Origin of the sequence: Clostridium sp. cel8 (genome assembly GCF_014050525.1) — a bacterium.
GTDB lineage: Bacteria > Bacillota > Clostridia > Clostridiales > Clostridiaceae > Clostridium_B.
This window is the reverse complement of sequence record NZ_JACGAG010000016.1, coordinates 38,462-55,904: the sequence shown is the minus strand read 5'-3', so window position 1 is coordinate 55,904 and position 17,443 is coordinate 38,462. Positions and strand designations below refer to the sequence as shown.

The window sequence follows — 17,443 nt, the reverse complement described above, 5'->3', positions numbered from 1 at the left end:
GCCTTAAGGCATAACGCTGGTAATATGCCCTTATAGGGCTTAGGAAAAACCACCAGCTAAGCTGGTGGATATTTATTAAATTGTAGTTTTTAAATTCCCTCCAGTTTCCTCTATTATTTTTTTTAAATTTTTTATTTTATCCTCTGAATACAGTGGATCTGTGTTTACTACAACTTTATAGCTAGAGGTCAATACATCACTGAAATTGCCCATTCCATCACTTGCTTGAAATGATTTTTGTTCGTTATCTGAAAATACACCTTTGCTTGATATAGCATTTGAAAAACTGTACTCATAGTTGTCAAAATCTATGTAATTGTCATTTAAATCAACTGCAGAGTTTGTGAAACCTTCATTTTTAAATCGATCCAATGCATCATTTGCATTTTTTATTCCATTATAATAAATTTCAATTCTCATGAAATAACACCTCTTTTAGGAATCTTATTTAAAGTTATTATTCTCAATTTTGATAAAAAATATTCTATGGAAAAGTAGAATTATGTTTTTAATTACATATCTATGTATTGAGGTGATGATATGAAAATTGACGTTGTATTTGATGGGGGTGGAGTTAAAGGAATTGGACTAATTGGAGCAATTTGTTGTTTTGAAGACCATGGATATGAAATAAATAGGGCTGCAGGTACATCTGCTGGAGCTATTATTGCTGCACTAGTATCTGCAGGATATAGCGGATATGAGTTAAAATCTATAATGATGGACATAGATTATCGGGATTTCTTTAAAAAGAGAAAGATATATAATATGAATTTACTTAGAAAGTTTATAAGTTTATTAAAAGATAAGGGACTGTATTCTACAAATGCAGTAGAGCATTTTATAAAGGAGCTTATGCTAAAAAAAGGTAAAAGCACATTTTATGATATAAGTGAAAATGGAAAGTCAAAATTAAAAATAGTGGCTTCTGATGTAACTGAAAAAAATATTATAATATTACCAGATGACTTATCAAAATATGGATTAAATCCAATGAATTTTCAAGTATCTAAAGCTGTAAAAATGAGTATAAGCATTCCATTTTATTTTAAACCAGTTAAGTTCTATCATCAAAATAGATGTAGCTATATAGTTGATGGAGGTATATTGAGTAACTTTCCAATATGGATTTTTGATACTAAAGAAAAACCTTTAAGGCCTACTATAGGATTTAAATTAGTAGATAGTAATAAAAGCTATAGTGCTACTAGCAAAATGGATTTCGTGTCTTATCTATTTGACATAGTTGGAACTATGATAGATAAAAATGAAGAAATATATGTGAAAGATAAGGATGCTGTGAGAACTGTGTTTATTCCAACACTTGGGGTAAAAGCTACTGATTTTACTATATCTCATGATATGAAAATGAAGCTTTTTAATTCCGGATATGAAAGTGCTAAAAAATTCTTGAGATTTTGGAGTTTTGAAAAATATATTAGAGACTACTATGCTTAGAGTAAGGCAGGATTTTTATCCTGCTTTTTAAATTTAATAAGATGAGAATTAAAATTTAAGAATACTAGAATATATATACTACATAGAATCATTATATAGGAATAAAAATATATAAATACGAGGTACATATGAGGTGGTCTAAAAAAAAGTATTTTATTTATGGGATTTTCTTTACTTATATATTTGTATTAATATTATTTGGGGTTATGTATTGGAATATAGCAAATCATTCAAATGGAGAGTTCTTTATATTTCAAAATGATATAAATTTGGATACTAAGGTAAATGTATTTAAGAAGAAGATGAAAATAAACAATTATAACAGTGAACTTGATGCAAGTATAAGAAAGTTGATTCTAACTGATGAATATAAAAGACCTGTAGTTAAACTTAATGTGCTTAACAATTCTATATATAAAAATTGCAGTTTTGTGTTTGATAGGACACTTGGAGAAAATTGGGCAGATTATTATTACTTTTTAATGCTTAAAAGAAAGGCTACTCATATAAGTGTAACGAATATGGGTGAAAGTAAAATAAATGGTGGATTTAACAGTTATAAACTTAAAGTAAATTTTTATTTATTAAATGATAAAAGTAAAGATAGGTATTTAATATATGACAAAACTTATTTAAATGAATTTAGAAAGATAGATACTATTTATATATGGGTAGATAACTATGACATAATAAAAAAAGAATATTTTGGGGATAAAAGTTGTATATATCCATTAAATTTTTATTTTCAACAGCTTATGAAGAATTCAATATGTTTTCCAGATAAGAGTCCATTTGTGTTAAAGGAAGTATCCTATGGAAATTTTACATATCCTATATGGAATTTTATTTATTTTAGTGCAGTCACCATAACAACACTAGGCTATGGTGACATACTTCCAAATTCTACAGTTGTTCGTATAATGGTAATAATAGAAACTATAATTGGTGTTGTAGTAAGTGGAGTATTTGTTTCACTGATTTTTTTTGATAAGGATTAAAAGGTCTTATCATTAATTCCTATTATAGATTTTATAACTTCACCGGCTATTATCATACCTGCAACAGGAGGAACAAAAGATATGCTTGCTGGAATTTGGCGCTTTTTAGAGCATTTTTTAGATCCACTAACACATACACAACCATCAATGCAGGTCACAACTTCATCTACTTTTGGTTTAATTGGTATTTCTTCAGAATATAACACCTTTAAATCTTTTATTTTAAGTTTTCTAAGCTCATGTCGCATTACCTTAGCTAATGGACATATTTTAGTATCATATATATCTGCTATTTTAAATTTAGTTGGATCTAATTTATTACCTGTTCCCATGCAACTTATTATATCTATATTATTTTTTTTGCACCATACTACAACAGATATTTTTGAGGATACTGTATCAATGGCGTCAATTACAAAGTCTACATTTTTAGGTATTATTTCATCTATGTTTTTACTAGTTATAAAAGTTTGATAGGATTTTATATTGCAATTTGGATTTATGCTAAGAACTCTCTCTTTCATGACATCTACTTTTGCTTTCCCTATAGTTTTAAAGCTTGCGTGTATCTGTCTGTTTATGTTTGTTAAACATACAGTGTCATCGTCAACTATTATTATATTTCCAACTCCAGATCTTGCTATGGCTTCAAGAGAAAAGCTTCCTACACCACCTAATCCCAATATGACTACTGTACTTTTTCTTAATTTTTCAATTGACTCTTTTCCAATTAAAAGTTCTGTTCTTGAAAGTGAATTTTGTTTCATTTTATAGATTTCAGCTCCTTTAAATATAGTAAGAAAACACTATACTATGATATCACAAAAGATATGTTACAGTTTGTATTTTTAAATATATAATATATAAAATATAAAATACTTGTAATTACTTATATTATAATTGATATATGGTTAAATTAATTTTATATAGTAAGATAAGTATATATTACAAGTTAAAAAATAAAAATATCTTAATCTAAAGTTAAAAAAAGTTAACATAGAGTGATATAATAAGTTAAGTAGTAAAATATAATATTGTCATAGTTAAATTTAATAATTATTGAGTTTAAATTTATATGCAATAAACTTAAAAGTGTGATAGTATTATATAGGTTATTTTAATATGTAACTTTAAAATTGTTTAGATATTGTAGAAATCTAATTTTATTTGTACTTAAGAATTAAAAATGTGTTTAAAAATTGGATGGAAAAACATAAAAGGAAGGATTTTTATGATGAAAAATTTTGTTTTCGACTTTACATTTGTTTTTCAAATAACCGTGTTATTGTTTACTGTGTACTATTTGGTGCTTTCTTTGTTTGGAATTTATAAAAAGAAAGACGATGGTGCAAAGAACTGTGCTCCACAGAAGAGATTTGCACTTTTAGTTGCAGCTCATAATGAGGAAGTGGTTATTGGAAAGATAATAGAGAGCCTACAAGATATTGAATATCCTAAAGATATGTATGATATTTTTGTTATTGCAGATAATTGTTCAGATAAAACTGCTGAAATAGCAAGAAGATATAACGTAAATGTTTGTGAGAGAAATGTTCCTGATAAAAGGGGTAAGGGATATGCACTTGAATGGATGTTCAACAAGATATTTAAGATGGACAAATATTATGATGCAATAGCTATTTTTGACGCAGATAATCTTGTATCAAAAAACTTTTTAAATGAGATGAATTATAAGTTAGTTCAGGGTTACAAAGTAGTTCAAGGTTACATAGATAGTAAGAATCCAGATGATTCATGGATAACAGAGTCTTATTCAATATCATTTTGGACAGTAAATAGATTGTTCCAACTTGCAAGGGCAAATTTAGGTCTTTCCAATCAAATAGGAGGAACAGGATTTTGTGTGGAAACTTCTATATTAAAGAAATTAGGATGGGGAGTTACATGCCTTACTGAAGATTTGGAGTTTACTTGCAAATTAGTGTTAAATGGTTATAAAGTTGGATGGGCACATAATGCTATTGTTTACGATGAAAAACCACTTACACTCAGACAATCATGGAGCCAGAGAAAGAGGTGGATGCAGGGATTTACAGATGTATCTTCTAGATTCTTTTTTAAATTGTTTAAAAAAGCGGTAAAGGATAGAAGCTTAACTGCACTTGACTGTGCTCTTTATACAATACAACCTTTTATAACGCTTTTTATGGGAGTTGCGGCACTTTTAACACTACTTCAGAGTAATCATGGTTTTAATATATTTGTAATAAATTATCTCTTTGATGAAAATACATTTACACAAGTTTTATGGAAGCTATTTAGTATATTCCAATTTTTATTCACTCCATTTATAATGCTTCTTGAGAAAAAATTATCTAAGAAGATGTTTTATATATTTGGACTTTACTCTTTAAATGTTGTGATACTGTCATATATATTTGCATCTCCAACATTTTCACAAGTGTTACTTGGAAATGCAGTATATTTAGCTATATTTATAGTAACAATAGGAATTGTTGATAAGAAAAAATCTATAAAGTTATTTATTTGGTATCTTTTGTATGGAATATACACTTTGACATGGATACCAATTACAATACAAGGAATATTGGACAAGAACAAAAAAGAATGGAGTCACACAAAACATATAAGACAGATAGGAATTCAAGAAGTGGAATAGAAGGTATAAAAAGTATAATAAGTTGGTTGGCGTTTTCTTAAGAATGTTGATCAACTTTTTTATAATTAAATTATGATAATTTTGCAGGTGATAAAGTATGATATATAGGTTACAGAAATACATGGCTTATTGTGGAGTTGCATCAAGAAGAAAATGTGAAGATATGATACTTAAAAATAGAGTTAAAGTAAATGGAGTTATTGTAAATAAACTTGGTACAAAGGTAGACACGAAAAAAGATGTAGTTGAGCTTGACTCAAAGGTAATACATATGGAATCTCATAAAGTATATATAGCACTCAATAAACCAGTAGGATATATATGTACAGTAAATGACGAAAGAAACAGAAAAACAGTTCTTGATATTGTAAAAGTAAATGAAAGAATTTATCCAATTGGAAGATTGGATATGGATACATCTGGACTTCTGTTATTAACTAATGATGGTGCTATCTGTAATAATATAATGCATCCAAAATTTCAAAAGGATAAAGTGTATATTGCAAAGGTAAAGGGAAATTTGAGCCATGAGGATATAGAGCGATTTGAAAATGGAATTGATATAGGAGGGTATGTAACTAGTAAAGCAAGTATTAAGGTATTAAGATATGATAAATACACATCTGAAGTTAAAATTAAGATACATGAAGGAAAAAATAGGCAGATAAGAAAGATGTGCGAGAAAATAGGCCATCCCGTCATAACACTTAAAAGAATTGCTATTGGTAATATAAAATTGAATGATTTAAAAATTGGAGAGTGGAGATATTTGACTAGTAAGGAAATCAATGAAATTTTTAACAAATAGTTGAGGTAAATTAACCTCTCTATTTTTTTTATAAGATATATTAACATATTAAATATTATGTAAATTAAAAACAAAAGTAAACAAAATGAAAGATAAGTTGATAATATATTCAATAGATGTTAAAATGAAATAAAAGTTGCATAAGTTAAAGGAAAAAAGAGAGGAATGAAATAATTATGGAAGATATAAATAAACAAGATTTAATGAGAACTATCCAAGTTAAATTTCCAAGACTTAGCAAAGGGCAAAAGCTAATAGCTGAATACATATTAAAACATTATGACAAAGCTGCTTTTATGACAGCGGCCAAATTAGGAGTAAGTGTAGGTGTTAGTGAATCTACAGTAGTAAGATTTGCTAATGAACTTGGATTTTTAGGATATCCAAAATTGCAAAAAGCTCTTCAAGAACTAATAAAAAATAAATTGACAACTGTACAGAGAATTGAACTTTCAAATGATATAGTAAGCCAGGAAAATCCATTAAAAGGTGTATTAAAAGCTGATATGGAAAATATAAGGTCAACTCTTGAAAAAATAAATCATAAGACTTTTGATGAAGTCATAAATAGTATATTTAAAGCAAAAAAAATATACATAATAGGACTTAGAAGTTCTACTGCCATAGCAGATTTTTTAGGATTTTACCTAAATTTAATACTTGACAATGTAAAAGTTGTTGGCTATGGAATAAGTGACATATTTGAACAGATGATAAACTTAAAGGAAGATGATCTTGTAATAGGTATAGGTTTTCCAAGATATGCATCAAGAACTATAGAGTCTTTGGCATTTGCAAAGAGTAGAGGAGCTGAGGTTGTTGCAATAACTGATAGCTTACTTTCACCACTTGCATCAGCTGCTGATTACACACTAATTGCACAAAGTAATATGGCTTCTTTTGTAGATTCTCTTGTAGCACCACTTAGTGTAATAAATGCACTTATAGTTTCTGTAGGACTTAGAGAAAAGGAAAAAATATCATCTACATTTAGTAATTTGGAAAATATATGGCAGGAATATGGAGTTTATTCATTTAAGAGTCAGTAAAATAAAAAAGTAATTTATAATTCCTATTTTATTTGAAATCTATTTAAAATAGAGAGTATAAATGATAATATATTTTATAGAGGTTAAACTATTTTAATAGGACGGATGAATTTATGGCAAAGGTGATAGTAATTGGTGGCGGACCTGCTGGAATGATGGCTGCTATAACAGCTTCTAAACATAATTCTACAATTCTTTTAGAGAAGAATGAAAAGCTAGGTAAAAAGATGTACATAAGTGGTAAAGGAAGATGTAATGTTACAAATGCAAAAGATATAAGTGAATTTTTTGACTATATTCCAGGAAATGCTGATTTTTTGTATAGTTCATTGTATACTTTCACAAATCAAGATACTATTGACTTTTTTAACAATTTAGATGTAAAGTTAAAAGTTGAAAGAGGAGATAGAGTTTTTCCAGTTTCAGATAAGTCATCTGACATAATAAAAGCTATGGAAAAGAGTTTGCATAGAAATAAAGTGGATATAAAATTGAATTCTAATGTGAAAGAATTTTTACATAAGGGTAATAGAATTTATGCAGTTAAACTTTCAGATGGAACTATTATTAAAGGAGATTATTTTATACTTGCTACAGGTGGAAAGTCATATCCTCAAACAGGATCTACTGGAGATGGATATCGTTTGGCAAAATCACTTGGACATAGTATAGAAAAATTAATTCCTTCACTTGTTCCTATAGAAATTTATGATAGTTTAGTAAAAAAACTTCAAGGACTGTCACTTAAAAATGTAGAGCTTTATATAAAGAATTCTCATGGTAAAATATTATATGATGAATTTGGAGAAATGATTTTCACACACTATGGTATATCAGGACCTATAGTTTTAAGTGGTAGTAGAGTTGTAGGAGAAAATCTGCATAAAGATAAACTTAGTGCCATTATAGATTTAAAACCGGCGCTTTCTACTGAACAACTTGATAAAAGAATACAAAAGGATTTTATGGAATTTTCAAATAAAAGTTTTAAAAATTCACTAGATAAACTTCTTCCAAAAAAGATGATACCAGTTATTATTGAAATGTCTGGAATAGATCCAGATAAGAAGGTAAACTCTATAACAAAAAAAGAGAGGTATAACTTAGTTTCAAATATAAAACAATTTAAGCTTAATATAAAGGGATCTAGACCTATAGAAGAAGCAATTGTAACATCTGGTGGAGTAACTACAAGAGAAATAAATCCTTCTAATATGAAGTCAAAGTTAATTGATAACCTGTATTTTGCTGGGGAAGTTATTGATGTTGATGGATATACTGGAGGATTCAATATACAAATTGCACTGTCTACAGGGTTTAGTGCAGGAAGTGGGGTAGATAGTAAATGATAGCATTAAGAGGTGCTACTACTATAAAAGAGAATAATGAATCTGAAATAAAAAATGCATCTATTGAGTTGTTTTCAAAACTTATAGAGTCAAATGATATTGACTTAAATGACATAATCACAATAGAAATATCATGTACAAATGACATAACAAAAGCTTATCCAGGTAAATTTATAAGAGAGCATTTTAATTTATCTGATGTAGCAATAATGCATTTTAATGAAATGGAAGTTGATAAAGACTTAAATGGATTTCTTCCACTTTGTATAAGATTACTTCTTCTTGTAAATGTAGAAAAAGATAAGAAAAAATTTATATATCTAAATGATGCAAAAAAATTGAGAAAAGATTTATTAGATGAATAATGTCATAAAATAGAGGATTTTATTTTTTTTTATAGAATATATATAAGATGTAATATCATATTTTTTATTTCTCAAGTTTGAGAGGAGAGAAACAAATTTTGAGTATATCTATAGCAATAGATGGTCCAGCAGCTGCAGGAAAAAGTACTATAGCAAATATAATAGCTAGAAAATTTGATTTTATATACATAAATACGGGATCCATGTATAGAGCTGTTACGCTTATGTGTTTAAGAGCTAAAATAGATTGTAGCAATATAAGCGCAATATATAATTTAACTAAATCATTGGAGATGCATTTCAAAAACAATAGACTTATAGTAAATGGAGAAGATGTTGAAGATGAAATAAGAGAATTATATGTTACAAATAATGTATCAAATTATGCGTCAATAAAAGAAGTGAGAAATATACTTGTACAAATGCAAAGAGATATGTCAGATAAGTACAATGTAGTTATGGATGGAAGAGATATAGGTACTGTTGTATTAAAGTCTGCACCGTTGAAATTTTTTTTGACAGCAAGTGCAGAGGCTAGAGCTAAAAGAAGATATGACGAGTTAACTAAAAAAGGTATAGTTGTAGAATACGATGATATATTAAATGATATACGAGAAAGAGATTATATTGATTCAAATAGAAAAGAATCACCACTAAAAAAAGCTAAAAATGCAATAGAGATAGATTCTTCAAATCTTTCAATAGATCAAGTTGTAGATATAATGTCTAGCCATATAAAAGCATATATGACAAAATTACATTATAATTAAAGGTGGATAATATGAAGATTATTTTAGCAGATAATGCTGGATTTTGTTTTGGAGTAAAAAGAGCTGTAGAAGAAGCTTTAAATGCAAAAGAAAAATATAAAGATAGAGAAGTATATACTTTGGGTCCATTGATTCATAATACTGATGTTGTGAATTATTTAAAACACAAAGGTATATATCCTATAGAATTAGAAAATATAAACAATATAAGTAGTGGAAGTGTTATTATAATACGTTCACATGGTATACCTAAAAATGTATTTGATATTCTGAAAGAAAAAGATTTAGTTGTCGTAAATGCAACCTGTCCATATGTATTGAATATACAAAAAAAGGTTGAAGAATATAATAAGATGGGATATCAAATATTAATAATAGGAGATAAAAATCATCCAGAAGTTAAAGGAATAAATGGATGGTGTGAAAGTACTGCAATTATTTCAAGAGATGGATCAGAATTGGGAAACTTGCCTAATAAGTTGTGTATAGTATCTCAAACTACAGAAAAACAAGCAAATTTTGAAAAAGTACTTAATATAGTTGCAAAACAATGTAAGGAATTTATAGCTTTTAATACAATATGTAGTGCTACAGAATCAAGACAAAAATCGGCATATTCTATATCAAAAAAAGTTGATATGATGGTTGTTTTAGGTGGTAAAAATAGCTCAAATACTACAAAACTCTATGAAATATGTAAGAGCAATTGCAGTAATACAATTCATGTTGAAAATTCAGGAGAAATACCTGATAATATAATTCATTCTAATAAAATAAAAACTATAGGTGTTACAGCAGGAGCTTCAACACCAGATTGGATAATAAAGGAGGCAATTTTGAAAATGAGTGATGACAAAAATTTGGAATTAAACGAGCAATTATCATTTATGGATGAAAATGACAAACAGATAATACTAGGTGAAAAGATTACAGGCAAAGTAATATCTGTAAATGAGAAAGAGGTATTTTTAAATATAGGATATAAATCAGATGGGATACTTCCTAAATCAGAAATAACAAAGGATGAAGATGCAAATTTAAAAGAGTTAATAAATCCAGGAGATGAAATAGAAGTAAAAGTAGTAAGACGACAAAATGAAGATGGGTATGTTGTTCTTTCAAAATTAGAGCTTGAGAGAGAAAATGCATATAGAGAATTAGAAAGTGCAAGTGAAAATAATGAAATATTAAAAGTGACTGTAAAAGAAGCAGTTAAGGGTGGTCTTGTTGCCAATTATAAAGGAGCTAGAGTATTTATACCTGCATCTCATGTTGAACTCTATCATGTAGATGATCTTTCAATATATGAAGGAAAGGAATTCGATGTAAATATAATAGAATTTAAATCAGATAAAAAGGGAACAAGAGTTGTAGCTTCAAGAAGAAATATATTAAAAGTGGAAAAAGAAAAACAAGAGGAAGAAACTTGGAATACTCTTGAAAAAGATACTGTAGTAGAAGGAGAAGTTAAAAGATTAACTGATTTTGGTGCATTTGTAGATGTACAAGGAGTTGACGGACTTTTACATGTATCTGAACTTTCCTGGGGAAGAGTTGAAAAACCAAGTGATGTACTAAATATAGGTGATAAGATAAAAGTATATATACTTGATGTAGATAAAGAAAAGAAAAAATTATCACTTTCAATTAAAAAACTCCAAGAAAATCCATGGGTAAATGTAGAAGTGAAATATCCAGTAGGAAGTGTAGTTTTAGGAAAAGTTGTAAGATTTGCAAGTTTTGGAGCTTTTGTTGAATTGGAGCCAGGAGTTGATGCTTTAGTTCACATATCTCAAATAAGTCATAAGAGAATAGATAAACCAGAAGATGTACTAAATATAGGTGATGAAATAAAAGCAAAAATACTTGATGTTAATAAGGAAGATGAAAAAATAGCTTTAAGTATAAAAGAAGTAGACGAAATTTAATATAGTTAGTATATTTATAAAAGTCCCGTAAAAATTCCGTGATTTAAATATCACGGTAATACAGGACTTATTTTATATAGGTAGGTGTTAAAAACACTTAAATTAACTTTATGGGGAAGTATACTATGTATGAATGTGTAACATTGATGAAAAAAGATATTGAAATATTTCAGAAATTAAATGATGAAAGAGAACATTTTAATCCACTAAATAAGAATTTCTTTAAAGATTATTTCAAATGTAATTTTGCAAAGCAGATTTCAATGAGGAGAAAAGTAAAACTCATAAAATACAATTCAAGTTATATAGGATATATATGGGTAAGTAACTTGAATAAAAAGGTATACAAAATAAATGCTCTTAATGTTATTAGAGGATATGATAATACATATTTACCATATAAATATTTAAGTGAATCCATAAAAAAGAATGTTAAAATAAAGTACTTATGCCAAAAAAAAAATAATAATTTTGATATATTAAATTCAATTGGATTCGTAAAAAAAGAGGGTACATTAATATTTAAATTAGACATTGATGAAAGTATAGACTTTGAATTAAAAGATGGACTTAGTTTTCATGTATTAATATGTGGCAAAGATGAAGAACTTCGCTGCAATATTCAAAATAGAATTTTCCAGGAAAAAAGTAGAATTCCACTTACTGTAGATGATATATATTATGATGAAATGCAAAGTTACTATTTAGAAAATGGTGCTATTTTCTTAAAAAAGGGTAATGAGTTTATAGGTTATGGACAAATAATTTTAGAAAATAATATTACTCCCATACTAGTAAATTTTGGAATAATAGAAAAATATAGAGGACATGGATACAGTAAGTATTTTCTAAAATATCTATTGAAAATCACTTATCATAATGGATTTCATAATATAAGAATAAAGGTGAAAAGTTCAAATTATATTGCAATAAACTTATATAAATCAATGGGATTTAAAATATATCAAGAAATATATAATTGGGAGTTAGAAGCATAATAAACAAAAGGTTTATTATGCTTCTTTATTTATGCTTCTATTTAATTATTGTATTTTTCAAGTGCTAATTTTAATATATTCATAGCTTTTTTTAAGGAATCCTTATTTATACAATAAGATATTCTCACTTGATTTTTGCCAAGTCCAGGTGTAGCATAGAATCCCGTTGCAGGTGCAAGCATAACTGTATTTTTATTATAGCTAAAATCTCTAAGTAAAAACTTTACAAAATCTTCTGAATCATCTACAGGAAGCTTGGCTATAATATAAAATGCACCTTCTGGTTTATTACATGAAACTCCAGGAATATTATTTAGTTCTTTTACTATTAAATTTCTTCTTGATTCATACTCACGTCTAGTTTTTTCAAAATAGCTTTTTGGAGTGCTCCATAAAGCCGATGCACCTATTTGTTCTATTGTAGGTGTACACAGCCTTGATTGACATAATTTCATTATGTTATACATAAATTCTTTATTTTTAGATGCAACAATTCCTATTCTTGCACCACAAGCACTATATCTTTTAGACATACTATCTATAATTATTATTCTGTCTTGTATATCTTTCATAGATAGTGCAGATGTAAATTCAAGTCCATCGTATATGAATTCTCTATACACTTCATCTGCTATAAGATATAGATCATATTCTTTTACTATATCCCCAAGTATTCTGAGTTCATCTTTTGAATAAACCACACCTGTAGGATTACTTGGATTTGATATTATTATTGCTTTTGTATTTTTGGTTATCTTATCTACTATGTCAGATTTGCTGGAAATATGGAATCCGTTTTCTGGCTTAGTTAAAAAAGGAACTATTTTAGTAGATGAGATTTGAGCAAAACTATTGTAGTTGGTGTAAAAAGGTTCTGGAGAAATAACTTCATCTCCTGGATCAAATATTGCCATAAATGTCATTAAAAGAGCTTCACTACCTCCATTTGTTACTATAAGTTCTTTATCTGTAAATTCTGTGTCTAAATTTTCTCTATAGTAATCTATAAAGTTTTTCTGAAGCTCAGTTATTCCTTCTGATTGTGTGTATTTTAACACGTCTTCTTTAAAATTTGAAATTGCATTAAAAAAATTATCAGGTGTTTTTATATCAGGTTGTCCGATATTTAAATGATATATATTTATACCTCTTTTTTCTGCTTCTTCAGCATATGGAATAAGACTCCTTATAGATGAAAATTCCATATTAAGTATTCTATTAGATAATTTCATAAAATTAAGCCCCCCGACCCTTAAAATTCTTATTTTATAATATTTTCTGTAGGAATATGAATAGATTTTAACTCAAATATGCTATTACATTTTTGCAATTGTCTAAAATAATATCTATCACAAATGCAGTTTGATCTTAAATTTGATTTTAAAATAGTATTTTTTTTATCTGATTCTTTTAAAGATTTTATATCATACATTGTAAACTCCTCCTTTTAATAGGGAGTTTACCCTGAAAAAAGATTTTTTATTCTAATAATATTCTTACATAGTGTTGGAAATAATAAAAGAACCACATAATATAATTTTTCTGTATATAGTGGCTCTTCTATAGACATTTAATTTACATCATAAATATTATGTAAATTAACAAAAAAGTAAACTAACTAAAAAATTAAAAACAAAAAAATAAAAGTATATAAAATCTACAATAATAAATGTAAAATTTTATATACTTTAATATAAAAATAATATATTAGTTTTTAATATAATCTGTATAATTATATATATAATAAAATAGATCTTTCGCTATAGGAGCAGAAGTTTGAGATGCATAGTAATTTGAAGGATCCGGTTCATCTATAGTGACAATAAGAGTAATTTTAGGATCCTTGTAAGGCATCATTCCAGCAAAAGATGAAACATACTTTCCAGGAACATATCCACTACCATTTGGATCTGCCTTTTGTGCAGTTCCAGTTTTCCCTGCGATATCATAGCCTTTTATATATGCACTTGATCCTACACCCTCAGATACAACTTTTTCAAGATATCCTCTAAGTTTTTCTGTAACTTGTGTATCCATTATTTTTTTAGAATCTAAATCTTTGAATTTACTATCCTCTATAAATACATTATTTTTGCTCATAGTTCCAGTTTGTTTCATAACATGTGGTTTTATCCATGTTCCACCATTTGCTATTGCATTAAAGGCTGCCATATACTGAACTTGAGTAACTCCAATACCTTGACCAAAAGCTATATTTGCAATATCTATATTTTTTAAATAACTTTCATTTCTCATAATTCCAGAAGCTTCTCCTGGAAGGTCAATACCTGTTTTTTGTCCAAATTTGAATTTATTTATATATTGATACATATTTTTTTTCCCAATTTTAAGACCAAGTTGTGCGAATCCAACATTATTAGAATCTTTAAGTATATCTACAAAACTCATCATTCCATGGTCGGCTTTATCCCAATTCCATATTTGTGTTCCATCAATTTTTATACTTGGTTTACAAGAAAAATATTGATTTTCGTCTGATGTCTTTGTTTCAAGAGCTATTTCAGAAGTTATTGCTTTAAATATTGACCCAGGTTCGAAAGTACTTTGAATAGCTGCATTGTATATATTTGAAGATTTAAATCCAGTTTTAAATTTATTTACCATAGCAAGTATTTCACCAGTTTTAGGATTCATTATAGTAATTGTAACGGATTTTGCATTATTTGTTTTTAATGCTTTAGCTGCTTCTTTTTCAGCAAATAACTGTAAATTTGAGTCTATAGTTAAAACTACATCTTTACCATCTACTGGCTTTATATATTTAACACTAGTGTATGGAAGATCAAGTCCTTTGCTGTCAACTTGAGATATACTATAACCTGGAGTTCCTGAAAGTACGTCATCATAGCTTAATTCTACACCACTTACACCTTTATTTTCTGAATTTGTATATCCAAGTACTTGAGATAGAAAATCTCCATTAACATAATACCTCTTTGTATCAGGTGAAATTATTATTCCATTTATATTAAGAGCTTCAATTTTATCCTTTTGATCACTTGATATCCATCTTTTAAGAATTTTGTAGTTACCATCTGATTTTAATATAGTATCAATATCGGAAGTTTTCATCCCAAGTATAGTGGAAATTTTACTTTCAAGTTCACTCATACTCATTTTTTTAGTTTCTAATGATTTTTCCATAGTCTTTAAGTCAATATCAATTCTAAAATCATTTTCGTTAGTTACAAGTTTGTTGTAATTTCTATCAAGTATTTCACCTCTAGTAGGTTGTATTAATGTCTTGCTTGTCCATTGTTTTTCAGCCTTTAGTCTTAGATAATCTCCCTGGACTATCATGATATATACTAATCTTCCTATAAATCCAATAAGCACAATAGTAAATATAATAAGTATAATAAATAATCTGTTTCTCAATGAAAATTTTTTCTTTTGATTTTTATGTTTCAATTTTATTCTCCTATGTTTTTGATTTTTTTATTTATGTATTCTTTTAAAATTATAAGTGTTATATATATATATTACCATATTATTTCTTTTTAATTTGACTTTATGTGTTATAATTTTAATATATAATAATTACTAAAGTCTAGATTAAATTATCTAGGCATTTTTATTGCAATTATTACTTTATTATTGTAAAGAAGTAAAACTATAAACTACTAAGGAGGAAATTATAAGTGAATTTACTAAGAAAGAAGAGTATAAATGATTTTTCAAACTCAATAAAAAAAAGTGGACTTAAAAAAGAATTAAATTATATGGATTTAGCACTTTTAGGTATAGGATCCGTAGTTGGAACAGGTGTATTTGTATCAACTGGACAAGGTGCCCAAATTGCAGGACCTGCTGTAATAATATCTTTTGTTATAGCTGCAATTACAAGTGCTCTTTGTGGGCTCACTTACTCTGAACTTGCATCAATGTTTCCTGTTGCAGGAAGTACATATTCTTATTGCTATGTTGCATTTGGTGAAATAGTAGCTTGGATTATAGGCTGGAACCTAATGCTTGAATATCTTGTGTCAGGAGCAGCTGTTGCATCTGGGTGGTCAAGCACCTTTGTTGGAATTTTAAAATCTTCAGGAATTAATCTTCCAAAGGCAATTACAACAACTCCACTTAAAGGCGGAATAATAGATCTTCCATCGGTTTTAATTGTAGCTATTATAACCTATATATTATATATTGGAATAACTCAAAGTAATAGAGTAAATAGCATAATAGTTGGAATAAAAATATTTGTAATACTTGTGTTCATATTTATAGGAGTAACTCATATAAATCCTATAAACTATCATCCATTTGCACCATTTGGAATGAAAGGAATAATGTCTGGTGCTGCAATAATATTTTTTTCATTTATAGGTTTTGATTCTGTATCTACAGCAGCAGAAGAGAGTAAAAATCCTAAAACAGATGTTCCTATTGGACTTGCTATTTGTTTAGGAATTACTATTGTACTTTATATAGCAGTTGCCGCTGTACTTACAGGAATGGTTCCATTTAAAAATATAGATGTAGAAAATGCTCTTCCAGCTGCACTTGCAACAGTTGGAATTAATTGGGGGTCTGCATTAGTTGGAGTAGGTGCAGTTATAGGAATGATCTCAACTCTTCTTGTAATATTATATGGACAAATTAGAATATTCATGGTTATGGCAAGAGATGGATTGCTTCCAGAGTCATTTTCAAATATAAATAAAAAACACAGAACTCCAGGAATTTGTACAATTGTAACTGGAGTTATAACCGCTATAATATGTGGATTATTTCCACTAAATGTAATAATAGATCTTTGTAGTATTGGAACACTGTCCGCTTTCTTATTTGTATCTATGGGTATTATAATTTTAAGAAAAACTATGCCAAATGTTGAAAGAAAATTTAAATGTCCATGGGTTCCCTTTACTCCAATAATTACTATATTATTTTGCTTATATTTAATGATAAGTCTTCCAACTGTTACATGGATAAGATTTTGTGTATGGACAGGGGCAGGATTACTTCTATATTTTATATATGGAATGAAGCACAGTATATTAAATGATGAAACTAATTATGTAAATAAAGTCCAATAAATCATAATATCTTTAC

Annotated in this window: 16 protein-coding genes; 11 read left to right on the top strand and 5 right to left on the bottom strand. The window is 27.7% G+C overall.

Annotated features, from left to right (window positions below; translation table 11 throughout):
• Nucleotides 1-75: 75 nt before the first annotated feature.
• Nucleotides 76-420 carry a hypothetical protein gene (locus H2684_RS11670; RefSeq protein ID WP_182089574.1) on the bottom strand — a complete coding sequence of 115 codons (345 nt, stop codon included), beginning with the start codon at nt 418-420 and terminating at the stop codon, nt 76-78.
• A gap of 120 nt (nt 421-540) precedes the next feature.
• On the opposite strand from H2684_RS11670, the gene H2684_RS11665 reads away from it, so the two are divergent.
• On the top strand, nt 541-1,458 hold the full coding sequence (locus tag H2684_RS11665) for a patatin-like phospholipase family protein (RefSeq protein ID WP_182089573.1): 918 nt from the start codon (nt 541-543) through the stop codon (nt 1,456-1,458).
• 206 nt (nt 1,459-1,664) lie between these two features.
• Nucleotides 1,665-2,456 (top strand): potassium channel family protein, encoded by a 792-nt coding sequence (locus H2684_RS11660; protein ID WP_243159340.1) that lies wholly within the window; start codon nt 1,665-1,667, stop codon nt 2,454-2,456.
• Here the strand turns inward: H2684_RS11660 and H2684_RS11655 are convergent.
• Nucleotides 2,453-3,223 carry a tRNA threonylcarbamoyladenosine dehydratase gene (locus H2684_RS11655; RefSeq protein ID WP_182089571.1) on the bottom strand — a complete coding sequence of 257 codons (771 nt, stop codon included), beginning with the start codon at nt 3,221-3,223 and terminating at the stop codon, nt 2,453-2,455. The genes H2684_RS11660 and H2684_RS11655 overlap by 4 nt on opposite strands.
• Before the next feature lie 467 nt (nt 3,224-3,690).
• Here H2684_RS11655 and H2684_RS11650 point away from each other — a divergent pair, with 467 nt between their 5' ends.
• The 8 genes from H2684_RS11650 (at nt 3,691) to H2684_RS11615 (ending at nt 12,364) form a co-directional block, all read left to right on the top strand.
• Complete coding sequence (locus H2684_RS11650) at nt 3,691-5,097, top strand: glycosyltransferase family 2 protein (protein WP_182089580.1); 1,407 nt, start codon at nt 3,691-3,693, stop codon at nt 5,095-5,097.
• Between the two features lie 97 nt (nt 5,098-5,194).
• On the top strand, nt 5,195-5,905 hold the full coding sequence (locus tag H2684_RS11645; RefSeq protein ID WP_182089570.1) for a pseudouridine synthase: 711 nt from the start codon (nt 5,195-5,197) through the stop codon (nt 5,903-5,905).
• Nucleotides 5,906-6,081: 176 nt separating this feature from the next.
• Entirely contained in the window at nt 6,082-6,954 is an 873-nt protein-coding gene (locus tag H2684_RS11640) for a MurR/RpiR family transcriptional regulator (protein ID WP_182089569.1), read from the top strand.
• A 113-nt stretch (nt 6,955-7,067) separates the two neighbouring features.
• Nucleotides 7,068-8,303 carry an NAD(P)/FAD-dependent oxidoreductase gene (locus tag H2684_RS11635; RefSeq protein WP_182089568.1) on the top strand — a complete coding sequence of 412 codons (1,236 nt, stop codon included), beginning with the start codon at nt 7,068-7,070 and terminating at the stop codon, nt 8,301-8,303.
• A complete protein-coding gene (aroH, locus tag H2684_RS11630) occupies nt 8,300-8,668 on the top strand; it encodes a chorismate mutase (protein ID WP_182089567.1) in 369 nt (122 codons plus the stop codon). Before H2684_RS11635 ends, aroH begins: the two co-directional genes overlap by 4 nt.
• Nucleotides 8,669-8,763: 95 nt before the next feature.
• On the top strand, nt 8,764-9,438 hold the full coding sequence (cmk, locus tag H2684_RS11625) for a (d)CMP kinase (protein ID WP_182089579.1): 675 nt from the start codon (nt 8,764-8,766) through the stop codon (nt 9,436-9,438).
• Between the two features lie 11 nt (nt 9,439-9,449).
• Entirely contained in the window at nt 9,450-11,366 is a 1,917-nt protein-coding gene (locus H2684_RS11620; RefSeq protein ID WP_182089566.1) for a bifunctional 4-hydroxy-3-methylbut-2-enyl diphosphate reductase/30S ribosomal protein S1, read from the top strand.
• A gap of 125 nt (nt 11,367-11,491) precedes the next feature.
• Entirely contained in the window at nt 11,492-12,364 is an 873-nt protein-coding gene (locus H2684_RS11615; protein ID WP_182089565.1) for a GNAT family N-acetyltransferase, read from the top strand.
• 41 nt (nt 12,365-12,405) lie between these two features.
• Here the strand turns inward: H2684_RS11615 and H2684_RS11610 are convergent, their stop codons facing one another.
• From H2684_RS11610 to H2684_RS11600, 3 genes are all read right to left on the bottom strand, one after another.
• On the bottom strand, nt 12,406-13,596 hold the full coding sequence (locus tag H2684_RS11610) for a pyridoxal phosphate-dependent aminotransferase (RefSeq protein WP_182089564.1): 1,191 nt from the start codon (nt 13,594-13,596) through the stop codon (nt 12,406-12,408).
• A gap of 29 nt (nt 13,597-13,625) precedes the next feature.
• Nucleotides 13,626-13,796, bottom strand: coding sequence for a hypothetical protein (locus H2684_RS11605; protein ID WP_182089563.1), 171 nt, complete (start codon nt 13,794-13,796; stop codon nt 13,626-13,628).
• A gap of 275 nt (nt 13,797-14,071) precedes the next feature.
• A complete protein-coding gene (locus H2684_RS11600; RefSeq protein WP_347707549.1) occupies nt 14,072-15,796 on the bottom strand; it encodes a penicillin-binding transpeptidase domain-containing protein in 1,725 nt (574 codons plus the stop codon).
• A 230-nt stretch (nt 15,797-16,026) separates the two neighbouring features.
• Here H2684_RS11600 and H2684_RS11595 point away from each other — a divergent pair, with 230 nt between their 5' ends.
• Nucleotides 16,027-17,427 carry an amino acid permease gene (locus tag H2684_RS11595; RefSeq protein ID WP_182089562.1) on the top strand — a complete coding sequence of 467 codons (1,401 nt, stop codon included), beginning with the start codon at nt 16,027-16,029 and terminating at the stop codon, nt 17,425-17,427.
• Nucleotides 17,428-17,443 lie beyond the last annotated feature (16 nt).